The organism is Escherichia sp. E10V10, from assembly GCF_004211985.1.
Classification (GTDB): Bacteria; Pseudomonadota; Gammaproteobacteria; order Enterobacterales; family Enterobacteriaceae; genus Escherichia.
Window position 1 is genome coordinate 719,363 of record NZ_RHJO01000001.1, and the last position, 22,386, is coordinate 741,748.

General features: G+C 48.2%; 20 protein-coding genes. 12 read left to right on the forward strand and 8 right to left on the reverse strand.

Features of this window, described 5'->3' with window-relative positions; genetic code table 11:
* Positions 1–182: 182 nt before the first annotated feature.
* Both D9736_RS03380 and yeaG read right to left on the reverse strand, forming a co-directional pair.
* Positions 183–1,466 carry a YeaH/YhbH family protein gene (locus D9736_RS03380; RefSeq protein ID WP_064529212.1) on the reverse strand — a complete coding sequence of 428 codons (1,284 nt, stop codon included), beginning with the start codon at positions 1,464–1,466 and terminating at the stop codon, positions 183–185.
* 111 nt (positions 1,467–1,577) lie between these two features.
* Positions 1,578–3,512 carry a protein kinase YeaG gene (gene yeaG / locus D9736_RS03385; RefSeq protein WP_064529211.1) on the reverse strand — a complete coding sequence of 645 codons (1,935 nt, stop codon included), beginning with the start codon at positions 3,510–3,512 and terminating at the stop codon, positions 1,578–1,580.
* Between the two features lie 435 nt (positions 3,513–3,947).
* Between yeaG and mipA the strand changes: the two genes are divergently transcribed.
* Positions 3,948–4,694 (forward strand): scaffolding protein MipA, encoded by a 747-nt coding sequence (gene mipA, locus D9736_RS03390; RefSeq protein WP_130257689.1) that lies wholly within the window; start codon positions 3,948–3,950, stop codon positions 4,692–4,694.
* A gap of 89 nt (positions 4,695–4,783) precedes the next feature.
* Positions 4,784–5,638, forward strand: a complete 855-nt coding sequence (locus D9736_RS03395) for an aldo/keto reductase (protein ID WP_130257690.1) — start codon at positions 4,784–4,786, stop codon at positions 5,636–5,638.
* A 48-nt stretch (positions 5,639–5,686) separates the two neighbouring features.
* On the opposite strand, the gene D9736_RS03400 is transcribed toward D9736_RS03395, so the two are convergent.
* Positions 5,687–6,571, reverse strand: a complete 885-nt coding sequence (locus D9736_RS03400; RefSeq protein ID WP_130257691.1) for a D-hexose-6-phosphate mutarotase — start codon at positions 6,569–6,571, stop codon at positions 5,687–5,689.
* A gap of 83 nt (positions 6,572–6,654) precedes the next feature.
* Entirely contained in the window at positions 6,655–7,650 is a 996-nt protein-coding gene (gapA, locus tag D9736_RS03405; RefSeq protein WP_000153502.1) for a glyceraldehyde-3-phosphate dehydrogenase, read from the reverse strand.
* Positions 7,651–7,991: 341 nt separating this feature from the next.
* On the opposite strand from gapA, the gene msrB reads away from it, so the two are divergent.
* The 10 genes from msrB (at position 7,992) to D9736_RS03455 (ending at position 17,791) form a co-directional block, all read left to right on the forward strand.
* Positions 7,992–8,405, forward strand: coding sequence for a peptide-methionine (R)-S-oxide reductase MsrB (gene msrB / locus D9736_RS03410; RefSeq protein ID WP_130218799.1), 414 nt, complete (start codon positions 7,992–7,994; stop codon positions 8,403–8,405).
* Positions 8,406–8,446: 41 nt separating this feature from the next.
* Positions 8,447–8,719, forward strand: coding sequence for a YeaC family protein (locus tag D9736_RS03415; RefSeq protein WP_130223463.1), 273 nt, complete (start codon positions 8,447–8,449; stop codon positions 8,717–8,719).
* Positions 8,720–9,078: 359 nt separating this feature from the next.
* A complete protein-coding gene (locus D9736_RS03420; RefSeq protein ID WP_130257692.1) occupies positions 9,079–10,155 on the forward strand; it encodes a zinc-binding dehydrogenase in 1,077 nt (358 codons plus the stop codon).
* A gap of 26 nt (positions 10,156–10,181) precedes the next feature.
* The gene (locus D9736_RS03425) at positions 10,182–11,561 is read left to right on the forward strand and encodes an MFS transporter (RefSeq protein ID WP_130257693.1); all 1,380 of its coding nucleotides are present in this window, start codon (positions 10,182–10,184) and stop codon (positions 11,559–11,561) included.
* A gap of 15 nt (positions 11,562–11,576) precedes the next feature.
* Positions 11,577–12,620 carry an NAD(P)-dependent alcohol dehydrogenase gene (locus tag D9736_RS03430; RefSeq protein WP_130257694.1) on the forward strand — a complete coding sequence of 348 codons (1,044 nt, stop codon included), beginning with the start codon at positions 11,577–11,579 and terminating at the stop codon, positions 12,618–12,620.
* 20 nt (positions 12,621–12,640) lie between these two features.
* Positions 12,641–13,477 (forward strand): ketose-bisphosphate aldolase, encoded by an 837-nt coding sequence (locus tag D9736_RS03435; protein WP_130218807.1) that lies wholly within the window; start codon positions 12,641–12,643, stop codon positions 13,475–13,477.
* A 4-nt stretch (positions 13,478–13,481) separates the two neighbouring features.
* Positions 13,482–14,429: a sugar kinase gene (locus D9736_RS03440; RefSeq protein WP_130257695.1), complete on the forward strand. Its 948-nt coding sequence runs from the start codon at positions 13,482–13,484 to the stop codon at positions 14,427–14,429.
* 9 nt (positions 14,430–14,438) lie between these two features.
* Complete coding sequence (gene ydjG / locus D9736_RS03445; protein ID WP_130257696.1) at positions 14,439–15,419, forward strand: NADH-dependent methylglyoxal reductase; 981 nt, start codon at positions 14,439–14,441, stop codon at positions 15,417–15,419.
* Between the two features lie 135 nt (positions 15,420–15,554).
* The gene (locus D9736_RS03450; protein WP_130257697.1) at positions 15,555–16,313 is read left to right on the forward strand and encodes a DeoR/GlpR family DNA-binding transcription regulator; all 759 of its coding nucleotides are present in this window, start codon (positions 15,555–15,557) and stop codon (positions 16,311–16,313) included.
* A 119-nt stretch (positions 16,314–16,432) separates the two neighbouring features.
* Positions 16,433–17,791, forward strand: a complete 1,359-nt coding sequence (locus D9736_RS03455) for an MFS transporter (RefSeq protein ID WP_130257698.1) — start codon at positions 16,433–16,435, stop codon at positions 17,789–17,791.
* A 101-nt stretch (positions 17,792–17,892) separates the two neighbouring features.
* Here D9736_RS03455 and pncA read toward each other — a convergent pair whose 3' ends face one another.
* The 4 genes from pncA to sppA form a co-directional block, all read right to left on the reverse strand.
* Positions 17,893–18,534 (reverse strand): bifunctional nicotinamidase/pyrazinamidase, encoded by a 642-nt coding sequence (gene pncA, locus D9736_RS03460; RefSeq protein ID WP_130218817.1) that lies wholly within the window; start codon positions 18,532–18,534, stop codon positions 17,893–17,895.
* 10 nt (positions 18,535–18,544) lie between these two features.
* On the reverse strand, positions 18,545–19,561 hold the full coding sequence (gene ansA, locus D9736_RS03465; RefSeq protein WP_130218819.1) for an asparaginase: 1,017 nt from the start codon (positions 19,559–19,561) through the stop codon (positions 18,545–18,547).
* Between the two features lie 131 nt (positions 19,562–19,692).
* A complete protein-coding gene (locus D9736_RS03470; protein ID WP_130208358.1) occupies positions 19,693–20,403 on the reverse strand; it encodes an SIMPL domain-containing protein in 711 nt (236 codons plus the stop codon).
* A 115-nt stretch (positions 20,404–20,518) separates the two neighbouring features.
* On the reverse strand, positions 20,519–22,375 hold the full coding sequence (gene sppA / locus D9736_RS03475) for a signal peptide peptidase SppA (RefSeq protein ID WP_130257699.1): 1,857 nt from the start codon (positions 22,373–22,375) through the stop codon (positions 20,519–20,521).
* Positions 22,376–22,386 lie beyond the last annotated feature (11 nt).

Genomic DNA, 22,386 nt, shown 5'->3' on the forward strand with positions numbered 1-22,386 from the left:
GAATAACCCCGGGAAAATACGTGTTAATCAAATCATTTTTCCGAATGATTGTTTTCTGGAACTAAATTGTGTAAAGGTGATGCTGTCATATTTAAAGCAATTGTAAGCTAACGTATATAATAAATTAAATAATTTACAGTAAGCTAAAAATCAGCCAGGCAATAATGACCTGGCTGATGGTACTAGTCTTTAGCAGTTGCGTTTTGCTTATGAAACAGTTCACGGAATACCGGATAAATATCATCCTGATCGCGGATATGCTGCATCGCAAAGTTTTCGAAAGTAGATTGCAGATGCTCATATTCTCGCCACAATGTCTGATGAGCACGACGAGTAATTTCGATATAGCTGTAATAACGAACAACTGGCAGTAATTTCTTCGCCAGAATCTCATGGCACAGCGGAGAATCATCAGCCCAGTTGTCGCCGTCCGATGCTTGTGCAGCATAGATATTCCACTGCGCCGGGTTATAACGCTCTTTTACCACATCATCCATCAGCTTCAGCGCGCTGGAAACAATGGTGCCGCCCGTTTCCTGTGAGTAGAAAAACTCATGTTCATCAACTTCTTTCGCCTGGGTATGATGGCGAATGTAAACGACTTCCACGTTCTTGTATGTTCTGCTCAGGAACAGATACAGAAGTATATAAAAACGTTTGGCCATATCTTTGGTGGATTGATCCATCGAGCCAGAAACGTCCATCAGGCAGAACATTACTGCCTGGCTGGAGGGATCGGGCCGTTTCTCGTAATTTTTGTAGCGTAAATCGAAAGTGTCGATGAAAGGAACACGTTCAATTTTAGCTCGCAGTTCGGCAATTTCTTTGCGCAAGCGTTCCTCTTCCAGCAGTTGCGCAGGTTCAGTATTGCTGATTATCGCTAAATCTTCTTCCAGCGCGTGCAGTTCCCGCCGCTTGCCCGCGGTCATCGCGGTACGTCGCGCCAGTGAATTTTGCAATGAACGCACCACACTAATGTTGGCCGGAACGCCATTTGCGGTATAACCCGCGCGATGTGTTTTAAATTCGGTCAACTGGCGTTGCTGGTTTTGTTTCAGATTTGGTAAGGCCAAATCTTCAAACAGCAGATCGAGATACTCATCTTTCGAAATCTGAAAGACGAATTCATCCTGACCTTCACCGTCCTGGCTGGCCTGGCCCTGACCGCTACCAGAACCACCGCCGCCGCCTTGAGGCCGCTCAATACGGTCGTTCTGTACGAAATGGTCGTTGCCCGGATGAACGCGATGGCGCAAGCCGCCACGCCCCTGATGAAACATTGGTTCGCTGATATCTTCCGTTGGAATGGAAACGGACTCGCCGCTGTCGACATCGGTCACCGAACGCTTATTAATGGCCTCGGAGATCGACTGTTTAATTTGCGCTTTATAACGGCGTAAAAAACGCTGGCGATTCACCATGCTTTTATTTTTGCCGTTCAGACGCCGGTCAATAAACCAGGTCATATGCCCCCCGTACTGCATTTGCCAACTGTATGCTACGCCTGTGTTGCCGCCTGTCTGGCCCACGGTTCGCTGTCGTTGTAGGCCCGGCGCATGCGCACCGGGCCGTAGTTGTTAAGACGATTTACGTACGCGCAAATACCATTCGCACAGTAAACGCACCTGTTTACGGGTGTAGCCTTTTTCCATCATACGGTCGACAAAATCGTCGTGTTTCTTCTGCTCGTCGGTTGAGGTTTTGGCGTTAAACGAAATGACCGGCAACAACTCTTCGGTATTGGAGAACATTTTCTTCTCAATGACCGTGCGCAGTTTTTCGTAACTGGTCCAGTTCGGATTGCGTCCGCTGTTATTCGCTCTGGCACGCAGTACAAAGTTGACGATCTCGTTACGGAAATCTTTCGGATTGCTAATCCCCGCCGGTTTTTCTATTTTCTCCAGCTCGGCGTTCAGCGACTCGCGATCAAACAATTGACCAGTATCCGGGTCGCGATACTCCTGATCCTGAATCCAGAAATCCGCATAAGTGACATAACGGTCGAAAATGTTCTGCCCATATTCAGAATAGGATTCAAGGTAGGCCGTCTGGATCTCTTTGCCGATAAACTCGGCATATTTCGGGATCAGATAACCTTTCAGGAACTCCAGATAGCGTTCGGCCTGCTCTTGCGGGAACTGCTCGCGTTCAATCTGCTGTTCAAGAACGTAGAACAGATGAACCGGGTTAGCCGCCACTTCCACGTGATCGAAGTTGAACACGCGGGAGAGGATCTTAAACGCGAAACGCGTAGACAGACCGTTCATCCCTTCATCGACGCCCGCGTAATCACGATATTCCTGATATGACTTGGCTTTCGGATCGGTATCTTTCAGGCTTTCGCCATCATAAACGCGCATCTTCGAATAAATGCTGGAGTTTTCTGGCTCTTTCAGGCGCGAAAGAATGGAAAAACGTGACAATGTTTCCAGCGTGCCTGGCGCGCATGGCGCGTGGGTCAATTCACTATGATTAAGTAATTTCTCGTAGATTTTGATCTCTTCGGAAATACGCAAGCAATACGGCACCTTCACGATATAGACACGGTCGAGGAAAGCTTCGTTGTTTTTATTATTACGGAAAGTCACCCATTCAGATTCGTTCGAGTGGGCGAGAATAATCCCGTTGAACGGCAGGGCGGAGATACCTTCCGTCCCGTTGTAGTTACCTTCCTGAGTAGCGGTTAACAGGGGATGCAGCACTTTAATCGGTGCTTTGAACATCTCAACAAATTCCATGATCCCCTGGTTGGCGCGGCACAGCGCACCGGAATAGCCGTAGGCATCCGGATCGTTCTGGGCGTGGTGTTCGAGTTTACGAATATCCACTTTCCCCACCAGCGCGGAAATATCCTGGTTGTTCTCATCGCCCGGTTCCGTTTTGGCAATGGCAATCTGTTGCAGAATAGACGGCCACACTTTGACCACGCGGAATTTAGTGATGTCGCCACCAAATTCATGCAGACGTTTTGCCGCCCACGGCGACATAATGGTGCCAAGGTAGCGGCGTGGAATGCCGTACTCTTTTTCAAGGATCTGCGCATCTTCCTGTGGATTGAACAGACAGAACGGATGATCGTTAACCGGGCTTCGCTCACCGTTGGCGCTCAATACATAAATAGGCACGCGTTGCATTAATGATTTCAGTCGTTCAGCAAGTGACGACTTACCCCCACCCACAGGCCCCAGCAGATACAGGATTTGTTTCTTCTCTTCCAGCCCCTGAGCCGCGTGTTTCAGATAAGAGACAATCTGTTCAATCGCGTCTTCCATGCCGTAAAACTCTTCAAATGCCGGATAACGTGCGATGACCCGGTTAGAAAAGAGTCGAGAAAGTCTGGGCTCCTGGGCTGTATCGACCATGACAGGCTCACCAATAGCCATCAATAGCCGCTCTGCCGCGTTGGCATAAGCACTGCGATCTTGCCGACAAATGGTAAGAAACTCCTGCAGTGTGAACTCTTCGTCCTTGGCAGCTTCATATCGCTGGCGATAGTGATCGAATATATTCATGGTATGCCGTCCTTTCGTTTTTTAGCACAGGTTAAGAGCCGTTCATATGAATAGTAGAGGCTCCCGGAAGAGGTAAACTGAACGACGTCTCTTGCTAAAACACAGCAACTCTCATGCCATCCTGCCGACCATGAGAACAACGTGCCCGGTGATACACCTTCAAAATTAAGCGTAGATGGCAATTGAGAAACTTGCCTGCACGGCTTTCTGAATTTCAATGGCATATCAACAACTCATCCATAAAAATTGCATAACTAATGTAAAGAATAATGCCGCCAGAAACGCAGAATTCATTCAGCTGTAAGCACGGCGTCATCAGCGTCAGGAAAATTAAACAGTTACCTTTTGAAATGAAAACGCAAAAAGTTTGGGTTTCGTTGTATTGACGGGTAAACTTTGTCGCCCGCTAAACATTTGTTTAAGGAATAATTAATTGTGACCAAACTCAAACTTCTGGCACTTGGAGTGCTTATCGCAACGTCTGCAGGCGTAGCACACGCTGAAGGTAATTTTTCCCTGGGCGCAGGCGTAGGTGTCGTTGAACACCCTTATAAAGATTACGATACCGATGTTTACCCAGTACCGGTAATCAACTACGAAGGCGATAACTTCTGGTTCCGTGGCTTAGGTGGTGGTTACTACCTGTGGAATGATGCAACGGATAAACTCTCAATTACCGCTTACTGGTCGCCGCTCTACTTCAAAGCCAAAGACAGTGGCGATCACCAAATGCGTCACCTGGATGACCGTAAGAGCACCATGATGGCTGGTCTGTCTTACGCTCACTTTACCCAGTATGGTTACCTGCGTACCACCCTGGCTGGTGACACCCTGGATAACAGCAACGGCATTGTCTGGGATACTGCCTGGTTATACCGTTACACCAATGGTGGTCTGACTCTGACCCCGGGTATCGGTGTTCAGTGGAACAGCGAAAACCATAACGAATACTATTATGGCGTATCGCGTAAAGAGTCCGCTCGCAGCGGTCTGCGTGGCTATAACCCGAATGACAGCTGGAGCCCGTATCTGGAGCTGAGTGCCAGCTACAACTTCCTCGGCGACTGGAACGTTTATGGCTCCGCGCGCTATACCCGCCTGTCTGACGAAGTTACTGACAGCCCGATGGTGGATAAATCCTGGACTGGCCTGATTTCTACCGGGATCACCTACAAATTCTGATAATGCATTTTTCCAGGGCATTTTGTGCATAAAAACAGGGCGTAATGCCCTGTTTTGCATTACGGTGGTGCAAAAACTGGGAGGAAGCGATGCAACAGAAAACGATTCAATTTAGTGGCGATGTCTCACTGCCAGCCATAGGGCAGGGAACATGGTATATGGGCGAAGAGGTCAGCCAGCGTAAAACCGAAGTTGATGCACTGCGTGCGGGCATTGATCTTGGTTTAACTCTCATTGATACCGCCGAAATGTATGCCGATGGCGGTGCCGAAAAGGTGGTTGGTGAAGCATTATCCGGCCTGCGTGATAAGGTTTTCCTCGTCTCCAAAGTCTATCCGTGGAATGCTGGCGGGCAAAAAGCCATTAACGCTTGCGAAGCCAGTTTACGTCGTCTCAATACCGATTATCTCGATCTCTACTTATTGCACTGGTCTGGCAGTTTCGCTTTTGAAGAGACTGTTGCGGCAATGGAAAAACTGATCGCCCAGGGCAAAATTCGTCGCTGGGGCGTTTCTAATCTTGATTATACCGACATGCAGGAACTCTGGCAGGTGCCAGGGGGAAATCAGTGCGCTACCAATCAGGTGCTTTATCATCTCGGTTCGCGCGGTATTGAATATGATCTGCTACCCTGGTGTCAGCAACAACATATGCCAGTGATGGCATACAGTCCGTTGGCGCAGGCCGGGCGCTTACGTAATGGCTTGCTAAAAAACGCAGTGGTCAACGAAATAGCTCATGCTCACAATGCCACTGCCGCGCAAGTTTTGCTGGCGTGGGTGATCAGCCATCAGGGCGTGATGGCGATTCCGAAAGCGGCAACTGTCGCACATGTCCAACAAAATGCGGCAGTGTTGGAATTGACGCTTTCAGGGGAAGAACTGGCGATGCTGGAAAAAGCGTACCCGGCACCAAAAGGAAAAACTGCGCTGGATATGGTGTGATTTGCTGCAAGGCCGGATGCATGCATCCGGCACAGTAACTCACGCAAATTAACGTTTGGTAACGCGAATGGATTGCGCCAGATGTGAAGGTTTCTCTTTGGTGACTTTTTGAGTTTCTGAGGCGTAAGCTGTTTCTACACAAACAAATGTTTTGTAGCCATCATCCGGCATATCGCCCATGCTGACTGAAAGCGCCGATCCTGGGTTCCAGCCAACGACGTTCAGATGATGCTGGTGGTCTACGGTGACAATACGATTCAACGCCTCGTCATTAATCACACTGCAATCCTGCGCATTCAGATACACGCGATCGGTACGGTCAGGGAAGGTCTGAATACCGTCGGTCAGTACATCTTCTTTCGCGTCATTTACTTTATCAATGAAGCGATCGCCCAGTCCGCTGACGCTTACCTTAGCAATATCACCCACGTTAAAGTAGGTATGTAGGGCAGAGGTGGTTTCAAATTCGCCATGTGATTCAAGATCGATTTCACAGGTTTTACCCACGCGGAAATGCGCTAACAGCGTAAAGTCGTGCGGCCAGAATTTTTTCGTCTCTTCGCTTTGTGTCAATTCGAAAGTCAGCGCCACGCCATCGGCATCTTCACGATGTGATTTCAGCGTCCACGGCAGGTTACGGGCAAAACCGTGCGCAGGCAGACCTTGTTGTGCAGCCGGACCAAACCACGGCCAGCAAACCGGTACGCCACCGCGAATGGCGACACCATTTTTAAACGGGGTATTGTTGCTCAACCACAGAACTTCTTCCTCACCCGCAGGTTTCCACGAGAGAAGATGAGCGCCCTGTAATGCAAAAGAGGCTTTTACCTGGGGATGATCGACCACAATAAGGTCCAGTTCATCCAGTTTACGACGGGAGAGGACAGGGGTAATTTGTTCGATGACCGGAAGGGCAAAAATTTTCTTAATCATGACGCAGTCCTTTAACTTCATTTCATCAGGTAAAAAAAAGAGCGACCGAAGTCGCTCTTTATAGATCACAGTATCATCTCAACTTATTTGGAGATGTGAGCGATCAGGTCCAGAACTTTGTTGGAGTAACCGGTTTCGTTGTCGTACCAGGATACCAGTTTCACGAAGTTGTCGTTCAGAGCGATACCAGCTTTAGCATCGAACACGGAAGTGCAAACTTCGCCGTTGAAATCGGTAGATACTACGTCATCTTCGGTGTAGCCCAGAACGCCTTTCATTTCGCCTTCAGCAGCAGCTTTAACGGCAGCTTTGATCTGCTCGTAAGTTGCAGCTTTTTCCAGACGAACGGTCAGGTCAACTACGGATACGTTCGGGGTCGGAACGCGGAACGCCATACCAGTCAGTTTGCCATTCAGTTCTGGCAGTACTTTACCTACAGCTTTAGCAGCACCGGTAGAGGACGGGATGATGTTCTGAGAAGCGCCACGGCCGCCGCGCCAGTCTTTGTGAGACGGGCCGTCAACGGTTTTCTGAGTAGCGGTGGTAGCGTGAACGGTGGTCATCAGACCTTCGATGATGCCGAAGTTATCGTTGATAACTTTAGCCAGCGGAGCCAGGCAGTTGGTGGTGCAGGAAGCGTTGGAAACGATGTCCTGGCCAGCATATTTGTCGAAGTTAGCGCCTTTAACGAACATAGGAGTGTTGTCTTTAGACGGACCAGTCATAACCACTTTTTTCGCACCAGCGGTGATGTGTTTACGAGCAGTTTCGTCAGTCAGGAACAGACCAGTTGCTTCAGCGACAACGTCAACACCAACTTCGTCCCATTTCAGGTTAGCCGGATCACGTTCAGCGGTAACACGGATTTTTTTACCGTTAACGATCAGATGACCGTCTTTCACTTCAACGGTACCGTCGAAACGGCCGTGAGTGGAGTCATATTTCAGCATGTATGCCATGTAATCAGCGTCTAACAGGTCGTTGATTGCAACGATCTCGATGTCAGAACGTTTCTGAGCAGCACGGAAAACAATGCGACCGATACGGCCAAAACCGTTGATACCTACTTTGATAGTCATATATTCCACCAGCTATTTGTTAGTGAATAAAAGGTTGCCTGTAAAATTACAAAAACCTTACGCAGCGTCAAGCGGAATCGTGTCAATCATTGCGACAAATCAATCCTCTGCCTAAGCATTACGCGACTGACTTGCCTCACTCTTCCTTTGTGCCTGAAACCACATGAGGGCGGCGCCGGGAATTTTAAAGGGCAATTATGATAAAAATGTGATTTTCATCACGATTCAGGCGCTGCCATTTCGCTGAGATCAAGTTTAGGACAAATTTTTGCCAGTTGGTGTTAATGTTTTGTTAGAATTGGTCGCGTAATGTGAGCGTGATTAAAGTGAGATGTGAGCAAATGGCTAACAAACCTTCGGCAGACGAACTGAAAAACAAATTGTCCGAGATGCAGTTTTACGTGACACAGAATCACGGGACGGAGCCGCCATTTACTGGCCGTTTACTGCACAATAAGCGTGACGGCGTTTACCACTGTTTGATCTGCGATGCCCCTCTGTTTCACTCCCAGTCTAAATATGATTCAGGTTGTGGCTGGCCGAGCTTCTACGAACCGGTGAGTGAAGATTCAATTCGTTATATCAAAGACTTGTCACATGGAATGCAACGCATCGAGATTCGTTGCGGTAACTGTGATGCCCATCTTGGACATGTCTTTCCTGATGGGCCGCAACCCACAGGCGAACGTTATTGTGTTAACTCAGCCTCTTTACGTTTCACTGATGGTGAAAATGGCGAAGAAATCAACGGTTGAAAAAACGATTCAGCAACTTATTCCACAGGAGCGGAAAAATCATGAATCTTGATGAAATGATCAACAGCATGACGCCTGAGGTTTACCAGCGTTTATCGACCGCTGTTGAACTGGGAAAATGGCCAGATGGCGTTGCGCTGACCGAACAACAAAAAGAGAACTGCCTGCAACTGGTCATGCTGTGGCAAGCCCAAAACAATACCGACGCGCAGCATATGACCATCGACACCAATGGTCAGATGGTGATGAAGAGCAAGCAGCAGCTGAAAGAAGATTTTGGTATTACGGCGAAGCCAATTGCTATGTTTAAGTGATGGAGTTATCCCCTTTACCGGTAATTAATAAAGGGGATTGCCTGAAATTAATTGTCCAACCCTTCGTTGATTTCGTTTGTAGCTTTAAACCTTTCCGGAGCTTCTCGTCTGTATTAACTCCCTGAATTTTTCATCCCTGAATCCTTTCTTTCGTTAAGAGGGATCACTGCTGAATTTCCCTCTTTTGCGTACCGCCTTCCATCAATCTGTAACCCGTTCTCAGGTTTTCTGCGTATTTGTGATCTAAGTTGTAAATCGCAGATCATTATCTGTGTTTTAAAGATTTAATGTTGACCTCAAAAATTATGTGGGTAAGTATGATGGTCATCTAAGCAAAACAAAACACAGAGGATGACGAAATGAAAGCACTGGCTCGGTTTGGCAAGGCCTTTGGCGGCTACAAGATGATTGATGTCCCACGGCCCGTTTGTGGCCCGGAAGATGTGGTGATTGAAATTAAAGCCGCAGCTATCTGTGGCGCAGACATGAAACACTACAACGTTGATAGCGATTCAGATGAGTTTAACTCGATTCGTGGCCATGAATTTGCAGGCCGAATTGCGCAGGTTGGCGAAAAAGTCAAAGACTGGAAAGTGGGGCAGCGCGTCGTCTCTGATAACAGTGGTCATGTTTGCGGCGTTTGTCCTGCCTGTGAACAAGGTGATTTTCTGTGTTGTACAGAAAAAGTGAATCTTGGTCTGGATAACAATACCTGGGGCGGTGGCTTTTCCAAATATTGTCTGGTTCCTGGCGAAATCCTCAAAATTCATCGCCATGCGCTGTGGGAAATTCCCGAAGGCGTCGATTATGAGGACGCAGCCGTACTTGACCCTATCTGTAATGCCTACAAATCCATCGCGCAGCAATCGAAATTCCTTCCTGGTCAGGATGTGGTTGTCATTGGCACTGGCCCGCTCGGGCTGTTCTCTGTACAAATGGCGCGGATTATGGGGGCGGTAAATATCGTCGTCGTTGGTCTGCAAGAAGATGTAGCGGTCCGCTTCCCGGTTGCAAAAGAACTGGGGGCGACGGCAGTAGTAAATGGTTCTACCGAAGATGTGGTGGCGCGCTGCCAGCAAATTTGTGGCAAAGACAATCTCGGACTGGTGATTGAATGCTCCGGTGCCAATATCGCACTGAAACAAGCCATCGAAATGCTGCGCCCGAATGGGGAAGTGGTACGCGTTGGAATGGGCTTCAAACCTCTTGATTTCTCCATCAACGATATTACCGCATGGAACAAAAGCATCATTGGGCATATGGCCTATGACTCCACCTCCTGGCGTAACGCTATCCGGCTATTAGCCAGCGGCGCTATCAACGTCAAACCGATGATCACGCATCGTATCGGCCTTTCGCAATGGCGCGAAGGGTTTGATGCGATGGTCGATAAAACCGCAATCAAAGTGATTATGACGTACGACTTTGATGAATAACTACTCTCCTGAAGGAACGTTATCGCATGGAACAGATAACAAAACCGCATTGCGGCGCCCGGCTGGATCGCTTACCGGATTGTCGCTGGCATTCATCAATGTTTGCCGTCGTCGCTTTTGGCTTGCTTGTCTGCTGGAGTAATGCTGTTGGTGGCTTGATCCTCGCGCAGCTGAAAGCGTTGGGCTGGACAGATAACTCCACCACCGCCACATTCTCGGCAATTACGACCGCCGGAATGTTTCTCGGTGCGCTGGTGGGCGGCATTATCGGAGACAAAACCGGACGCAGAAACGCGTTCATCCTCTATGAGGCCATTCATATTGTCGCTATGGTTATTGGCGCTTTCTCGCCGAATATGGATTTCTTGATTGCCTGCCGCTTTGTGATGGGTGTCGGGCTGGGGGCATTACTGGTTACTCTGTTTGCCGGCTTCACCGAATATATGCCCGGTAGAAATCGTGGAACGTGGTCCAGTCGGGTTTCATTTATTGGCAACTGGTCATATCCGCTCTGTTCATTGATTGCGATGGGACTTACACCGCTAATTAGTGCCGAGTGGAACTGGCGAGTACAACTGCTCATTCCCGCAATATTGTCGCTTATCGCTACCGCGCTGGCCTGGCGTTACTTTCCTGAATCACCGCGCTGGCTGGAATCGCGCGGACGGTATCAGGAAGCAGAGCAAGTCATGCGGAACATTGAAGAAGGGGTCATTCGCCAGACGGGTAAACCCTTACCACCAGTGGTTATTGCTGATGACGGTAAAGCACCACAAGCGGTGCCTTATTCTGCCTTACTGACGGGAGTATTACTGAGACGCGTTATTTTAGGCTCTTGTGTACTTATTGCCATGAACGTTGTGCAGTACACGTTAATTAACTGGTTGCCAACGATATTCATGACCCAGGGAATTAATTTAAAAGACTCCATTGTCTTAAATACTATGAGTATGTTTGGCGCGCCGTTTGGCATTTTTATTGCCATGCTGGTGATGGATAAAATTCCGCGCAAAACAATGGGTGTTGGGCTGTTAATTCTGATTGCGGTGCTCGGATATATCTATTCACTGCAAACCAGTATGTTGCTCATAACGTTGATTGGTTTCTTCCTGATTACTTTCGTCTATATGTACGTTTGCTATGCCTCGGCAGTGTATGTACCTGAAATCTGGCCGACAGAAGCCAAATTGCGTGGCTCGGGCCTGGCGAATGCAGTAGGGCGGATCAGTGGTATTGCCGCACCTTATGCCGTCGCAGTGTTACTAAGCAGCTATGGTGTTACTGGGGTATTTATCCTGCTTGGCGCTGTTTCAATTATTGTTGCAATTGCTATCGCCACCATTGGAATTGAAACCAAAGGTGTCTCGGTTGAAAGTCTAAGTATTGAAGCTGTGACTAATAAATAATTTTTAGGGGGAGAAATGAAAAATTCAAAAGCAATATTACAAGTACCTGGCACCATGAAAATTATTGCTGCAGATATACCCGTACCCAAAGAAGATGAAGTGCTGATTAAAGTGGAATATGTCGGTATTTGCGGTTCAGATGTACATGGTTTTGAATCAGGGCCGTTTATTCCACCTAAAGACCCAAATCAGGAAATTGGCCTGGGCCATGAATGTGCGGGGACGATTGTGGCTGTGGGAAGCCGTGTGCGTAAATTTAAACCAGGGGATCGGGTAAATATCGAACCTGGCGTTCCTTGTGGCCACTGCCGTTACTGCCTGGAAGGCAAATACAACATTTGCCCGGATGTCGATTTTATGGCGACGCAACCGAACTACCGTGGTGCATTAACGCACTATCTGTGTCATCCGGAGAGCTTTACTTACAAACTGCCTGACAACATGGACACGATGGAAGGGACGCTGGTGGAGCCTGCGGCGGTCGGGATGCACGCCGCCATGCTGGCAGATGTTAAACCTGGCAAAAAGATTGTCATTCTGGGCGCGGGATGTATTGGTTTAATGACTTTGCAAGCGTGCAAGTGCCTCGGGGCAACGGAAATTGCCGTGGTCGATGTGCTGGAAAAACGTCTGGCAATGGCGGAACAGCTTGGCGCGGCAATGGTCATCAATGGCGCTAAACAAGACACTATTGCGTGCTGTCAGCAATTTACCGAAGACATGGGCGCAGATATTGTTTTTGAAACAGCGGGTTCTGCGGTAACGGTAAAACAAGCTCCCTATCTGGTGATGCGCGGTGGAAAAATTATGATTGTCGGCACAGTACCCGGCGATTCGGCCATCAACTTTCTCAAAATCAATCGGGAAGTCACCATCCAGACGGTTTTCCGCTATGCCAACCGTTATCCGGTCACGATTGAAGCTATTTCATCAGGGCGATTCGATGTGAAATCGATGGTAACGCATATTTACGATTACCAGAATGTACAACAGGCATTTGAAGAGTCGGTTAACAACAAACGCGACATTATTAAAGGCGTTATTAAACTTAGCGATTAATTACTACGGGAGAACGGAATATGCTAGCAGATATCAGATTTTGGGAAAACGATGCCACCAATAAACATTATGCAATTGCCCATTTTAACGTATGGAATGCTGAAATGTTAATGGGTGTTATCGACGCAGCAGAAGAAGCAAAATCACCGGTTATTATTTCCTTTGGTACGGGATTTGTCGGAAATACCTCATTCGAAGATTTCTCGCATATGATGGTATCGATGGCACAAAAAGCAACGGTACCGGTAATTACCCACTGGGATCATGGCCGGAGTATGGAAATTATCCATAACGCCTGGACTCATGGAATGAACTCCTTAATGCGCGATGCATCCGCGTTTGATTTCGAAGAAAATATTCGTTTAACCAAAGAGGCTGTTGATTTCTTTCATCCGCTGGGTATTCCGGTAGAGGCGGAATTAGGGCATGTCGGTAATGAAACCGTTTATGAGGAAGCGCTGGCGGGCTATCACTATACCGATCCTGACCAGGCGGCTGAATTTGTTGAACGTACGGGCTGTGACTCATTGGCTGTCGCCATCGGCAACCAGCATGGGGTTTATACGTCAGAGCCACAATTGAACTTTGAGGTCGTCAAACGCGTACGCGATGCTGTTTCTGTTCCGCTGGTTTTGCATGGCGCATCGGGGATCAGTGATGCCGACATTAAAACTGCAATTTCGTTGGGTATCGCGAAAATCAACATTCATACGGAACTGTGTCAGGCCGCAATGGTGGCAGTGAAAGAAAACCAGGATCATCCTTTCCTGCATTTAGAGCGTGAAGTGCGTAAAGCCGTAAAAGAACGGGCATTGGAAAAAATTAAACTGTTTGGTTCTGATGGCAAAGCGGAATGATGATATGGATAATCTCGATGTTATTTGTATAGGTGCCGCTATTGTTGATATTCCATTACAACCGGTCAGTAAAAATATCTTTGATGTAGATTCTTATCCTCTTGAAAGAATCGCAATGACCACCGGGGGCGATGCAATAAATGAAGCAACAATTATTTCTCGTCTGGGGCATCGTACCGCATTAATGAGCCGCATTGGTAAAGATGCCGCAGGGCAATTTATTCTCGACCATTGTCGCAAAGAGAATATTGATATTCAAAGCCTGAAACAGGATGTCAGCATAGATACCTCTATTAACGTTGGACTGGTGACGGAGGATGGCGAGCGGACGTTTGTCACGAACCGTAACGGCAGTCTGTGGAAATTGAATATTGACGATGTTGATTTTGCGCGGTTTCCTCAGGCGAAATTATTATCACTGGCCAGTATTTTCAACAGTCCTCTATTGGATGGTAAAGCGCTAACAGAAATTTTTACGCAAGCGAAAGCCCGGCAGATGATCATTTGTGCCGATATGATCAAACCGCGGTTGAATGAAACGCTGGATGATATTTGCGAAGCATTGAGTTATGTCGATTATCTGTTTCCAAATTTTGCCGAGGCAAAATTACTCACAGGGAAAGATACGTTGGATGAAATTGCTGACTGCTTTCTTGAGTGCGGTGTAAAAACGGTAGTAATTAAGACGGGTAAAAACGGCTGTTATATCAAGCGTGGTGAAATGACGATGACGGTACCCGCAGTAGCGGGAATTACGGCCATCGACACCATTGGCGCGGGCGATAACTTTGCTTCAGGTTTTATTGCGGCACTGCTGGAAGGTAAAGAGCTGCGTGAATGCGCGCGCTTTGCCAATGCAACGGCAGCTATATCGGTACTGAGTGTTGGTGCCACCACCGGTGTGAAAAACAGAAAGCTGGTCGAACAATTGCTGGAAGAATATGAAGGGTAATGAAGGCAAATGAAAATGATACCTTTAGGCACAACGGATATAACGCTTTCTCGGATGGGGTTGGGGACATGGGCCATTGGCGGTGGCCCTGCATGGAATGGCGATCTCGATCGGCAAATTTGTATTGATACAATTATTGAAGCTCATCGTTGCGGTATTAATCTGATTGATACTGCGCCAGGATATAACTTTGGCAATAGTGAAGTTATTGTCGGGCAGGCGTTAAAACAATTGCCTCGCGAACAAATTGTCGTCGAAACGAAATGCGGTATTGTCTGGGAACGAGAAGGCAGTTTATTCAACAAAGTCGGCGTTCGTCAGTTGTACAAAAACCTCTCTCCTGAATCTATCCGCGAAGAAGTCGATGCCAGCTTGCAACGTCTCGGCATTGACTACATCGATATTTACATGACGCACTGGCAGTCGGTGCCGCCTTGTTTTACGCCGATTGCAGAAACCGTAGCAGTACTTAATGAACTGAAGGCTGAGGGGAAGATTCGTTCGATAGGCGCTGCTAATGTCGAAGCTGACCATATACGCGAATATCTGCGATATGGTGAGCTGGATATTATTCAGGCGAAATATAGCATCCTCGATCGGGCAATGGAAAACGAACTGCTGCCGCTATGTCAGGATAACGGCATTGTGGTTCAGGTCTATTCACCGTTAGAGCAGGGACTGCTGACAGGTACCATCACTCGCGATTATATTCCGGGCGGAGCACGGGCAAATAAAGTTTGGTTCCAGCGTGAAAATATGCTCAAAGTGATTGATATGCTTGAACAGTGGCGGCCACTTTGTGCGCGTTATCAGTGCACAATTCCTACTCTGGCGCTGGCGTGGATATTAAAACAGAGTGATTTAATCTCCATTCTTAGTGGAGCAACCGCGCCGGAACAGGTACGCGAAAACGTGGCGGCACTGAATATCAACTTATCGGATGCTGATGCAATATTGATGAGGGGAATGGCAGAGGCCCTGGGGCGTTAACTACTCCACACGAACCACCTCTGTTTCTTTGAAAACTGTGATGAAAATCTGTGATTCAAACAGGTTATTTTGAAAGTAAACATCGCTTATGCGATAATCGCGCTAATGTGATGTAAAAGAGACAGGGGTGTAATCGTGGCGGCAAAAGACAGGATTCAGGCAATTAAACAGATGGTTGCCAACGATAAAAAAGTAACGGTTTCGAATTTGAGCTCGATTTTTCAGGTAACCGAAGAAACCATTCGCCGCGATCTTGAGAAGCTGGAAGATGAAGGCTTTTTGACCAGAACTTATGGTGGCGCTGTTTTAAATACAGCGATGCTGACGGAAAATATTCATTTTTATAAGCGCGCTTCGTCGTTTTATGAAGAGAAGCAGCTTATTGCTCGCAAGGCATTACCCTTTATCGACAATAAAACGACGATGGCAGCCGATTCCAGTAGTACCGTTATGGAATTGCTCAAATTGTTACAGGACCGTAGTGACCTGACGTTGCTGACAAACTCGGCGGAAGCCATTCATGTTCTGGCTCAGTCAGAAATTAAAGTTGTTTCAACCGGTGGGGAACTGAACAAAAACACGCTTTCCCTGCAAGGACGAATCACTAAAGAGATCATCAGTCGTTATCATGTCGATATTATGGTAATGAGTTGTAAAGGTCTTGATATTAACAGTGGCGCGCTGGACTCGAACGAAGCTGAAGCTGAAATCAAAAAGACAATGATCCGCCAGGCGACAGAAGTTGCGTTATTAGTCGATCACTCCAAGTTTGATCGCAAAGCTTTTGTTCAGTTAGCTGACTTTAGTCATATTAATTACATAATAACTGATAAATCACCGGGTGCAGAATGGGAAGAGTTTTGCAAAGACAATAATATCCAGCTTGTGTGGTAATTTAAACACACGTTGTCAATGTTATTTGTTCCAGCGCCCGTGAAATAAAATGATGATAAAAATGCGGCAAGTAAATTTGCCGCAATTGCTACCTTTTTTAGCAAAATTCGAGGCACCAAATGGAACAATATGATCAAATTGGCGCAAGACTGGACCGCTTGCCTTTGGCCCGGTTTCATTATCGTATATTTGGCATTATAAGTTTTAGTCTGTTATTAACGGGGTTTTTAAGTTATTCAGGCAATGTTGTTTTAGCAAAGCTGGTAAGCAATGGATGGTCAAATAATTTCCTCAATGCTGCTTTTACGTCGGCATTGATGTTTGGTTATTTCATCGGTTCGCTTGCCGGTGGATTCATTGGTGATTACTGTGGACGGCGCCGGGCATTCCGCATAAACCTTCTGATTGTCGGTATTGCGGCGACAGGCGCTTCTTTCGTCCCTGATATGTACTGGCTCATCTTCTTTCGCTTCCTTATGGGGACAGGAATGGGGGCGCTGATTATGGTTGGCTATGCTTCATTTACTGAGTTTATTCCCGCTCTGGTTCGTGGAAAATGGTCCGCGCGACTCTCATTTGTCGGCAACTGGTCGCCCATGTTGTCAGCGGCGATTGGCGTTGTCGTTATCGCTTTCTTCAGTTGGCGCATAATGTTTCTACTGGGCGGCGTTGGGATAATATTAGCATGGTTACTTTCTGGTAAATATTTTATTGAGTCGCCTCGTTGGCTGGCGGGTATTGGACAATTACCGGGAGCAGAAAGACAACTTCGTGAAGTAGAGCAGCAAATCGAAAAAGAGAAGGGTATTCATCTACCACCACTTGCTTTGAGGCAAAGCGAAAGTCGGAGTCATGAAATCAGTGGTACTTTTTGGTTGCTATTTAAAGGCGAGATGTTGCGGCGCACGTTAGTCGCGATTACGGTTTTAATTGCAATGAATATTTCGCTTTATACTATCACCGTATGGATACCGACCATATTTGTTAACTCTGGTATTGATGTTGATAAATCGATATTAATGACCGCTGTTATTATGATTGGTGCTCCGGTGGGAATATTCATTGCTGCGTTAGTTATTGATCACTTTCCTCGCCGATTATTTGGCTCGTCTTTGCTTATAATTATTGCTGTGTTGGGATATATATATTCGATACAAACTACAGAATGGGCTATTTTAGGCTATGGTCTGGTAATGATCTTCTTTCTTTATATGTATGTTTGTTTCGCGTCTGCGGTGTATATCCCGGAACTTTGGCCAACCCATTTACGCCTGCGCGGCTCGGGATTTGTTAATGCAGTAGGACGAATCGTCGCGGTCTTCACTCCTTATGGCGTCGCGGCGTTATTAACACATTATGGTTCGATAACGGTCTTTATGGTGCTTGGTGTCATGTTGGTGTTATGTGCGCTGGTCCTCTCCATTTTTGGCATCGAAACGCGGAAGGTGTCGCTGGAACGAATTTCTGGTGCGAATTGAATCTTCGCTGATTGTGTCAATTGCCAGATGCAACGCTGGCGTGTTTATCTGGCCTACGATGTAATTAAGGAATTGTAGGCCAGAGATGGATCTGACTAATTTTATCCCTGCGTCTCTTCCCAGTCTGCCAGCGTGTACAATGTTGCTCCGGCAACTGACATCTCCATAAACGCGTGCGCACTGTCCTGCGGCTGGATATTCACGCCACGACAGCCATCGGTAATCACGTTCACCTTATAACCTAACTGTAATGCGTCCAGGACGGTAAACTTCACGCAATAGTCCGTAGCCAGCCCCATAACGATCAATTCATTGATTTCATGGTCGCGCAACCAACCATCGAGCTCGGTTTTCTGCCGCCGCCCGTTATCAAAAAAGGCACTGTAACTGTCGACTAAAGAATTTTCGCCTTTGTGAAACACGGCATCAATCGACTTTTGCGCCAGCAGAGGGTGCAACGCCGCACCTTCGCTGTGTTGCACACAGTGATCGGGCCAGAAGGTTTGCGGTAGGCCATCGAGCTGACCCTGTGTATAAGGCTCTACACCTTGCTGGCTGGCGAAGCTGCCGTGATTGGCCGGATGCCAGTCCTGACTAGCGACGACCGCTTCACCGCGCGCTTTGCACCAGCTTATCAGGGCATTAGCAACATCAACCGTGCTATCGCCTTCGGCAACAGCCAGCGCACCGCCAGCGCAGAAATCATTTTGTAAATCGACCAGTAACAGAGCGCGTTGGGGCATTACAGTCTCCTTAATCATCCGGCGTCAGTTCGCCGCGCAGGTTTTGGCTCATGGCCTTGCGAATGGTTTCGGTATCCAGTCCCTGGCTGAGCAGGTAGTGCAGTTTGGTTAGCGTGGCTTCTACGGTCATATCCGCACCGCCAATAACACCGGCATGGGCGAGGGCGTTACCGGTGGCATAACCGCCCATATTCACTTTACCGGACATGCATTGTGTCAGGTTAACCACCACAATTCCGCGATCGCTGGCTTCTTGTAATTCTTGCAGGAATGCTTTGTTTTGCGGCGCATTACCCACGCCATAAGAGCGCAGAATCAACGCCTTAACCGGTTGACGCAGGAAGTTACGTACGACGTCAGCAGAAATCCCTGGATAAATCGTCACTACGCCGATCGGCTGTGGTGTAATCGGATGAACGATCAGCTCACCAGTACCGTGTGGGGCGGGCGGTGTATTTAAACGGCGAATATGAATACCCGCTTCCAGTAACGGTGGAAGGTTTGGTGACGCGAAGGCATCAAAACCATCGGCATGGGCTTTGGTGGTGCGGTTGCCGCGATACAGGCGATTATTAAAAAAGAGTGTGACTTCGTTGATGGGATAGTTCGCCGCAACGTACAACGCATTCAGCAAATTGATTTGTCCGTCAGAGCGTAACTCGGCTAATGGGATTTGTGACCCTGTCACAATAACCGGTTTTCCGAGGTTCTCCAGCATGAACGACAGCGCAGAGGCGGTATACGCCATCGTGTCGGTGCCGTGCAGAATGACAAAACCATCATAGTCGTCATAGTGCGCTTTAATATCTTCAGCAATATGCTGCCAGTCCTCTGGCGTCATATCAGAAGAATCCATCAGCGGCGTGTATTCATGAATGGTGAAATCCGGCATCTCCGGGCGATGGAACTCTGGCATCAGCGCCAGCTGGCGTTGTAGATGGCCCGACACCGGAATATATCCCTGCTCGGAACGCTGCATCCCGATGGTCCCGCCCGTGTAGGCAACGTAAATTGATTTCTTTTGCATGATATTGATATGAATGATACCGAAAGAGCAAAAGTATATACGTGAGGGGCGGCAAGCGCACCTGGATACTCTGTGGATATGAGAAAAGCCCGGCGGAACAGAGGGATTAGCGTTCCGCCGGAGAAAAATGGTTAATCCTGCAACGCATAGGTTACGGTCGTGACTACACGCACCGTTTTGTTAATCGCCGAGGGATCATCTTCGTCACTGCCACTGGCGAAGATCTGGAATACGCCTTGTGACGCATCGCTAATGGACCCCACCTGACTACCTGAATCCGTCGCAAACTGTAATGCTGCGTTGCGTGCATCTTTCGTTGCGGCAGCAATCATCTCCGCGCGAACTGCGCCAATACCATTAAAGCGATAGGCGATTTTGCTATCAGCGATCGCGCCATCTGTGGCGATTTGCAGGTCGTTTAGTTTCGCGACGACTTTTTCGACAGCAGCAACGTTATGCGTTTTTATCGTAACAGACCCGTCAGCGTTATAGCGTGGCATCGTCGGATCATCTTTGAGGTAAAAGGCATCCGTTCGCTTACTTGTCCATTGACCCACGTTGATCTCTTTGTCGTTAATCCCCTGAGCGTGGAATTCGGCAACAATCTTTTTCTGCGCATCTTCAAGTTTCGGGAAAAGTTCGCCAGGAACATTACCCTTAAAGTTGATAGCAATTGTTAACTCAGCCGTATCTGCGCGAACTTCTTTTTCTGAAAGCCCCCGCACGTTCACATAACGGTTGTTGGTTTTTAGATGTTTAACACCATCGCCAACAAAATAACCACAGGCGCTGATCCCCAGTCCGAGGACAATAGCGGCAATTAAGGAGGGTGCCTTATTCACTGATGACTCCATATCAGATGCTAAATGAGCAAGGGAATGTAGTGGAGACAGGGAGTGAAAGACAGTCCGGTTCAGGAGTGTGGCCGACAGCATATCGGCCACATATTTGCAGGAATTAACGCACGTTGGCGCAGGTCAGGCAAAACGCGTAACGATTTTGCGGATCGTTAAAGGCTGCCAGCTTGTCGCTTTCGCTTTTAACGGTTGAAGCGACCGAGGCCAGCGTCGCAGGCAGCATGGCCTGGAGTGTATCCGGCAGCATCGCCCGTACTGAACCAGACATGTTGTCCATCACTTTGTCGAAGAAGGTCGGTTCATCGACGTAATATTCCAGATGCCATTGTTTCAGTTTTGCCAGTTCAGCCGCTTTGGCAACTGCATCATCGAAATCACCGAGACTATCGACCAGCCCATTCGCTTTTGCATCCTGACCGGTCCAGACATGGCCCTGGGCGATTTTATCAATCTGCTCTGGCGTCGAATTACGCGAATCAGCAACCAGCGTGATAAAGCGTTTATAGCCGTTCTCAATGCTCAATTGCATCATCTGCTGCACTTCTGGCGGCAGTGATTTAGTGATGGAAACATCTGCCAATGGTGATGTAGACACGCCATCGGTATGTACACCAATCGAATCCAGGCTGTTTTCTACAGTGGTGATCACGCCGAAGATACCGATAGAACCGGTCAGGGTGCTCGGGTTAGCCACAATGTAATTGGCCGGCGTGGAGATCCAGTAACCACCGGATGCCGCCATACCGCCCATTGACACAACCACAGGCTTGCCAGCGGCTCTGGCGGCTGCCAGTTCAGAGCGAATCACTTCAGAAGCCGTTACGCTTCCGCCAGGGCTGTTTACGCGCAGAACGATCGCTTTCACTTTCGGATCAAGGCGAGCGTCACGGATTTGTGCCGCAGTCGTATCGCCGCCAACATTCCCCTGAGTTTCCTCGCCATCCATAATCGCGCCATTAGCGAAGACGACACCGATGCTGTCGCCGGTATCTGCCGGAGTTTTCAGTGCGTAATCGTAATAACTGATGGCGCGATAATTTTTATCAGCCTTGCTCCAGCCAAACTCTTTGGTCAGGGCTTTTTCAATTTCGGCATTCGTTGCCAGCGCGTCGACCAGTTTGTTGTCCAGCGCGTACTTCGCAGTATCGCCACCCGTTTTGGTTAAGCCAGCAAGTAGCCCTTGCGCCCCAGGGAATACCTGCTGGGCAGAGATCTGGCGGTTAGCGGCAACGGTGTTGAGATAGTTTTGCCACAGTTCGCCAATCCAACGGCTATCGGCTTCGCGAGCCGCCGGGGACATATCATCACGAATAAACGGTTCAACGGCAGATTTATACGTACCCACGCGGAACACATGGGTGGAAACTTTCAGCTTATCCAGCAACGATTTGTAGTACAGACCGTTGGTGGCAAAACCGTGCAGATCAACCGCGCCTTGCGGGGACAGCCAAATTTTGTTGGCGAAACTTGCGAGATAATATTGCCCCTGGCTGTAGTTCTCGCCAATGGCATAAACCGGTTTACCGCTGTCACGAAACTCTTTCAGGGCTTTGCCAATGTACTGCATAGACGGTTGGTCGCCGCCCGCAAAATCTTTCAAATCCATCACGATACCGGTGATATTCCGGTCATCTTTAGCCTGGCGAATCGTGTTCACGATATCAAACAGTGAATTTTCCTGCAGACGATCGGAACTGGCGCCAAGCAGCTGGCGGCTTAACTTACTAAACCGCTGCGAACTGTCGGGCTTATCGACGATCACGCCTGAAATATCGAGCAGTAATGCGCCACGACCGGCGGTTTCTTTGGTATCGCTACTACTGACCTGCATCCAGATCCCCACGCCAACCAGCACGAGGAAAATAAAGAACAGGTTAAGTACCATTTCACGGACAAAATTGAGCAGACGCCACGTCCATTTAAAAAATCCGGCAATAAATCGCCAAAGGGTTCGCATGTATTCTCCCA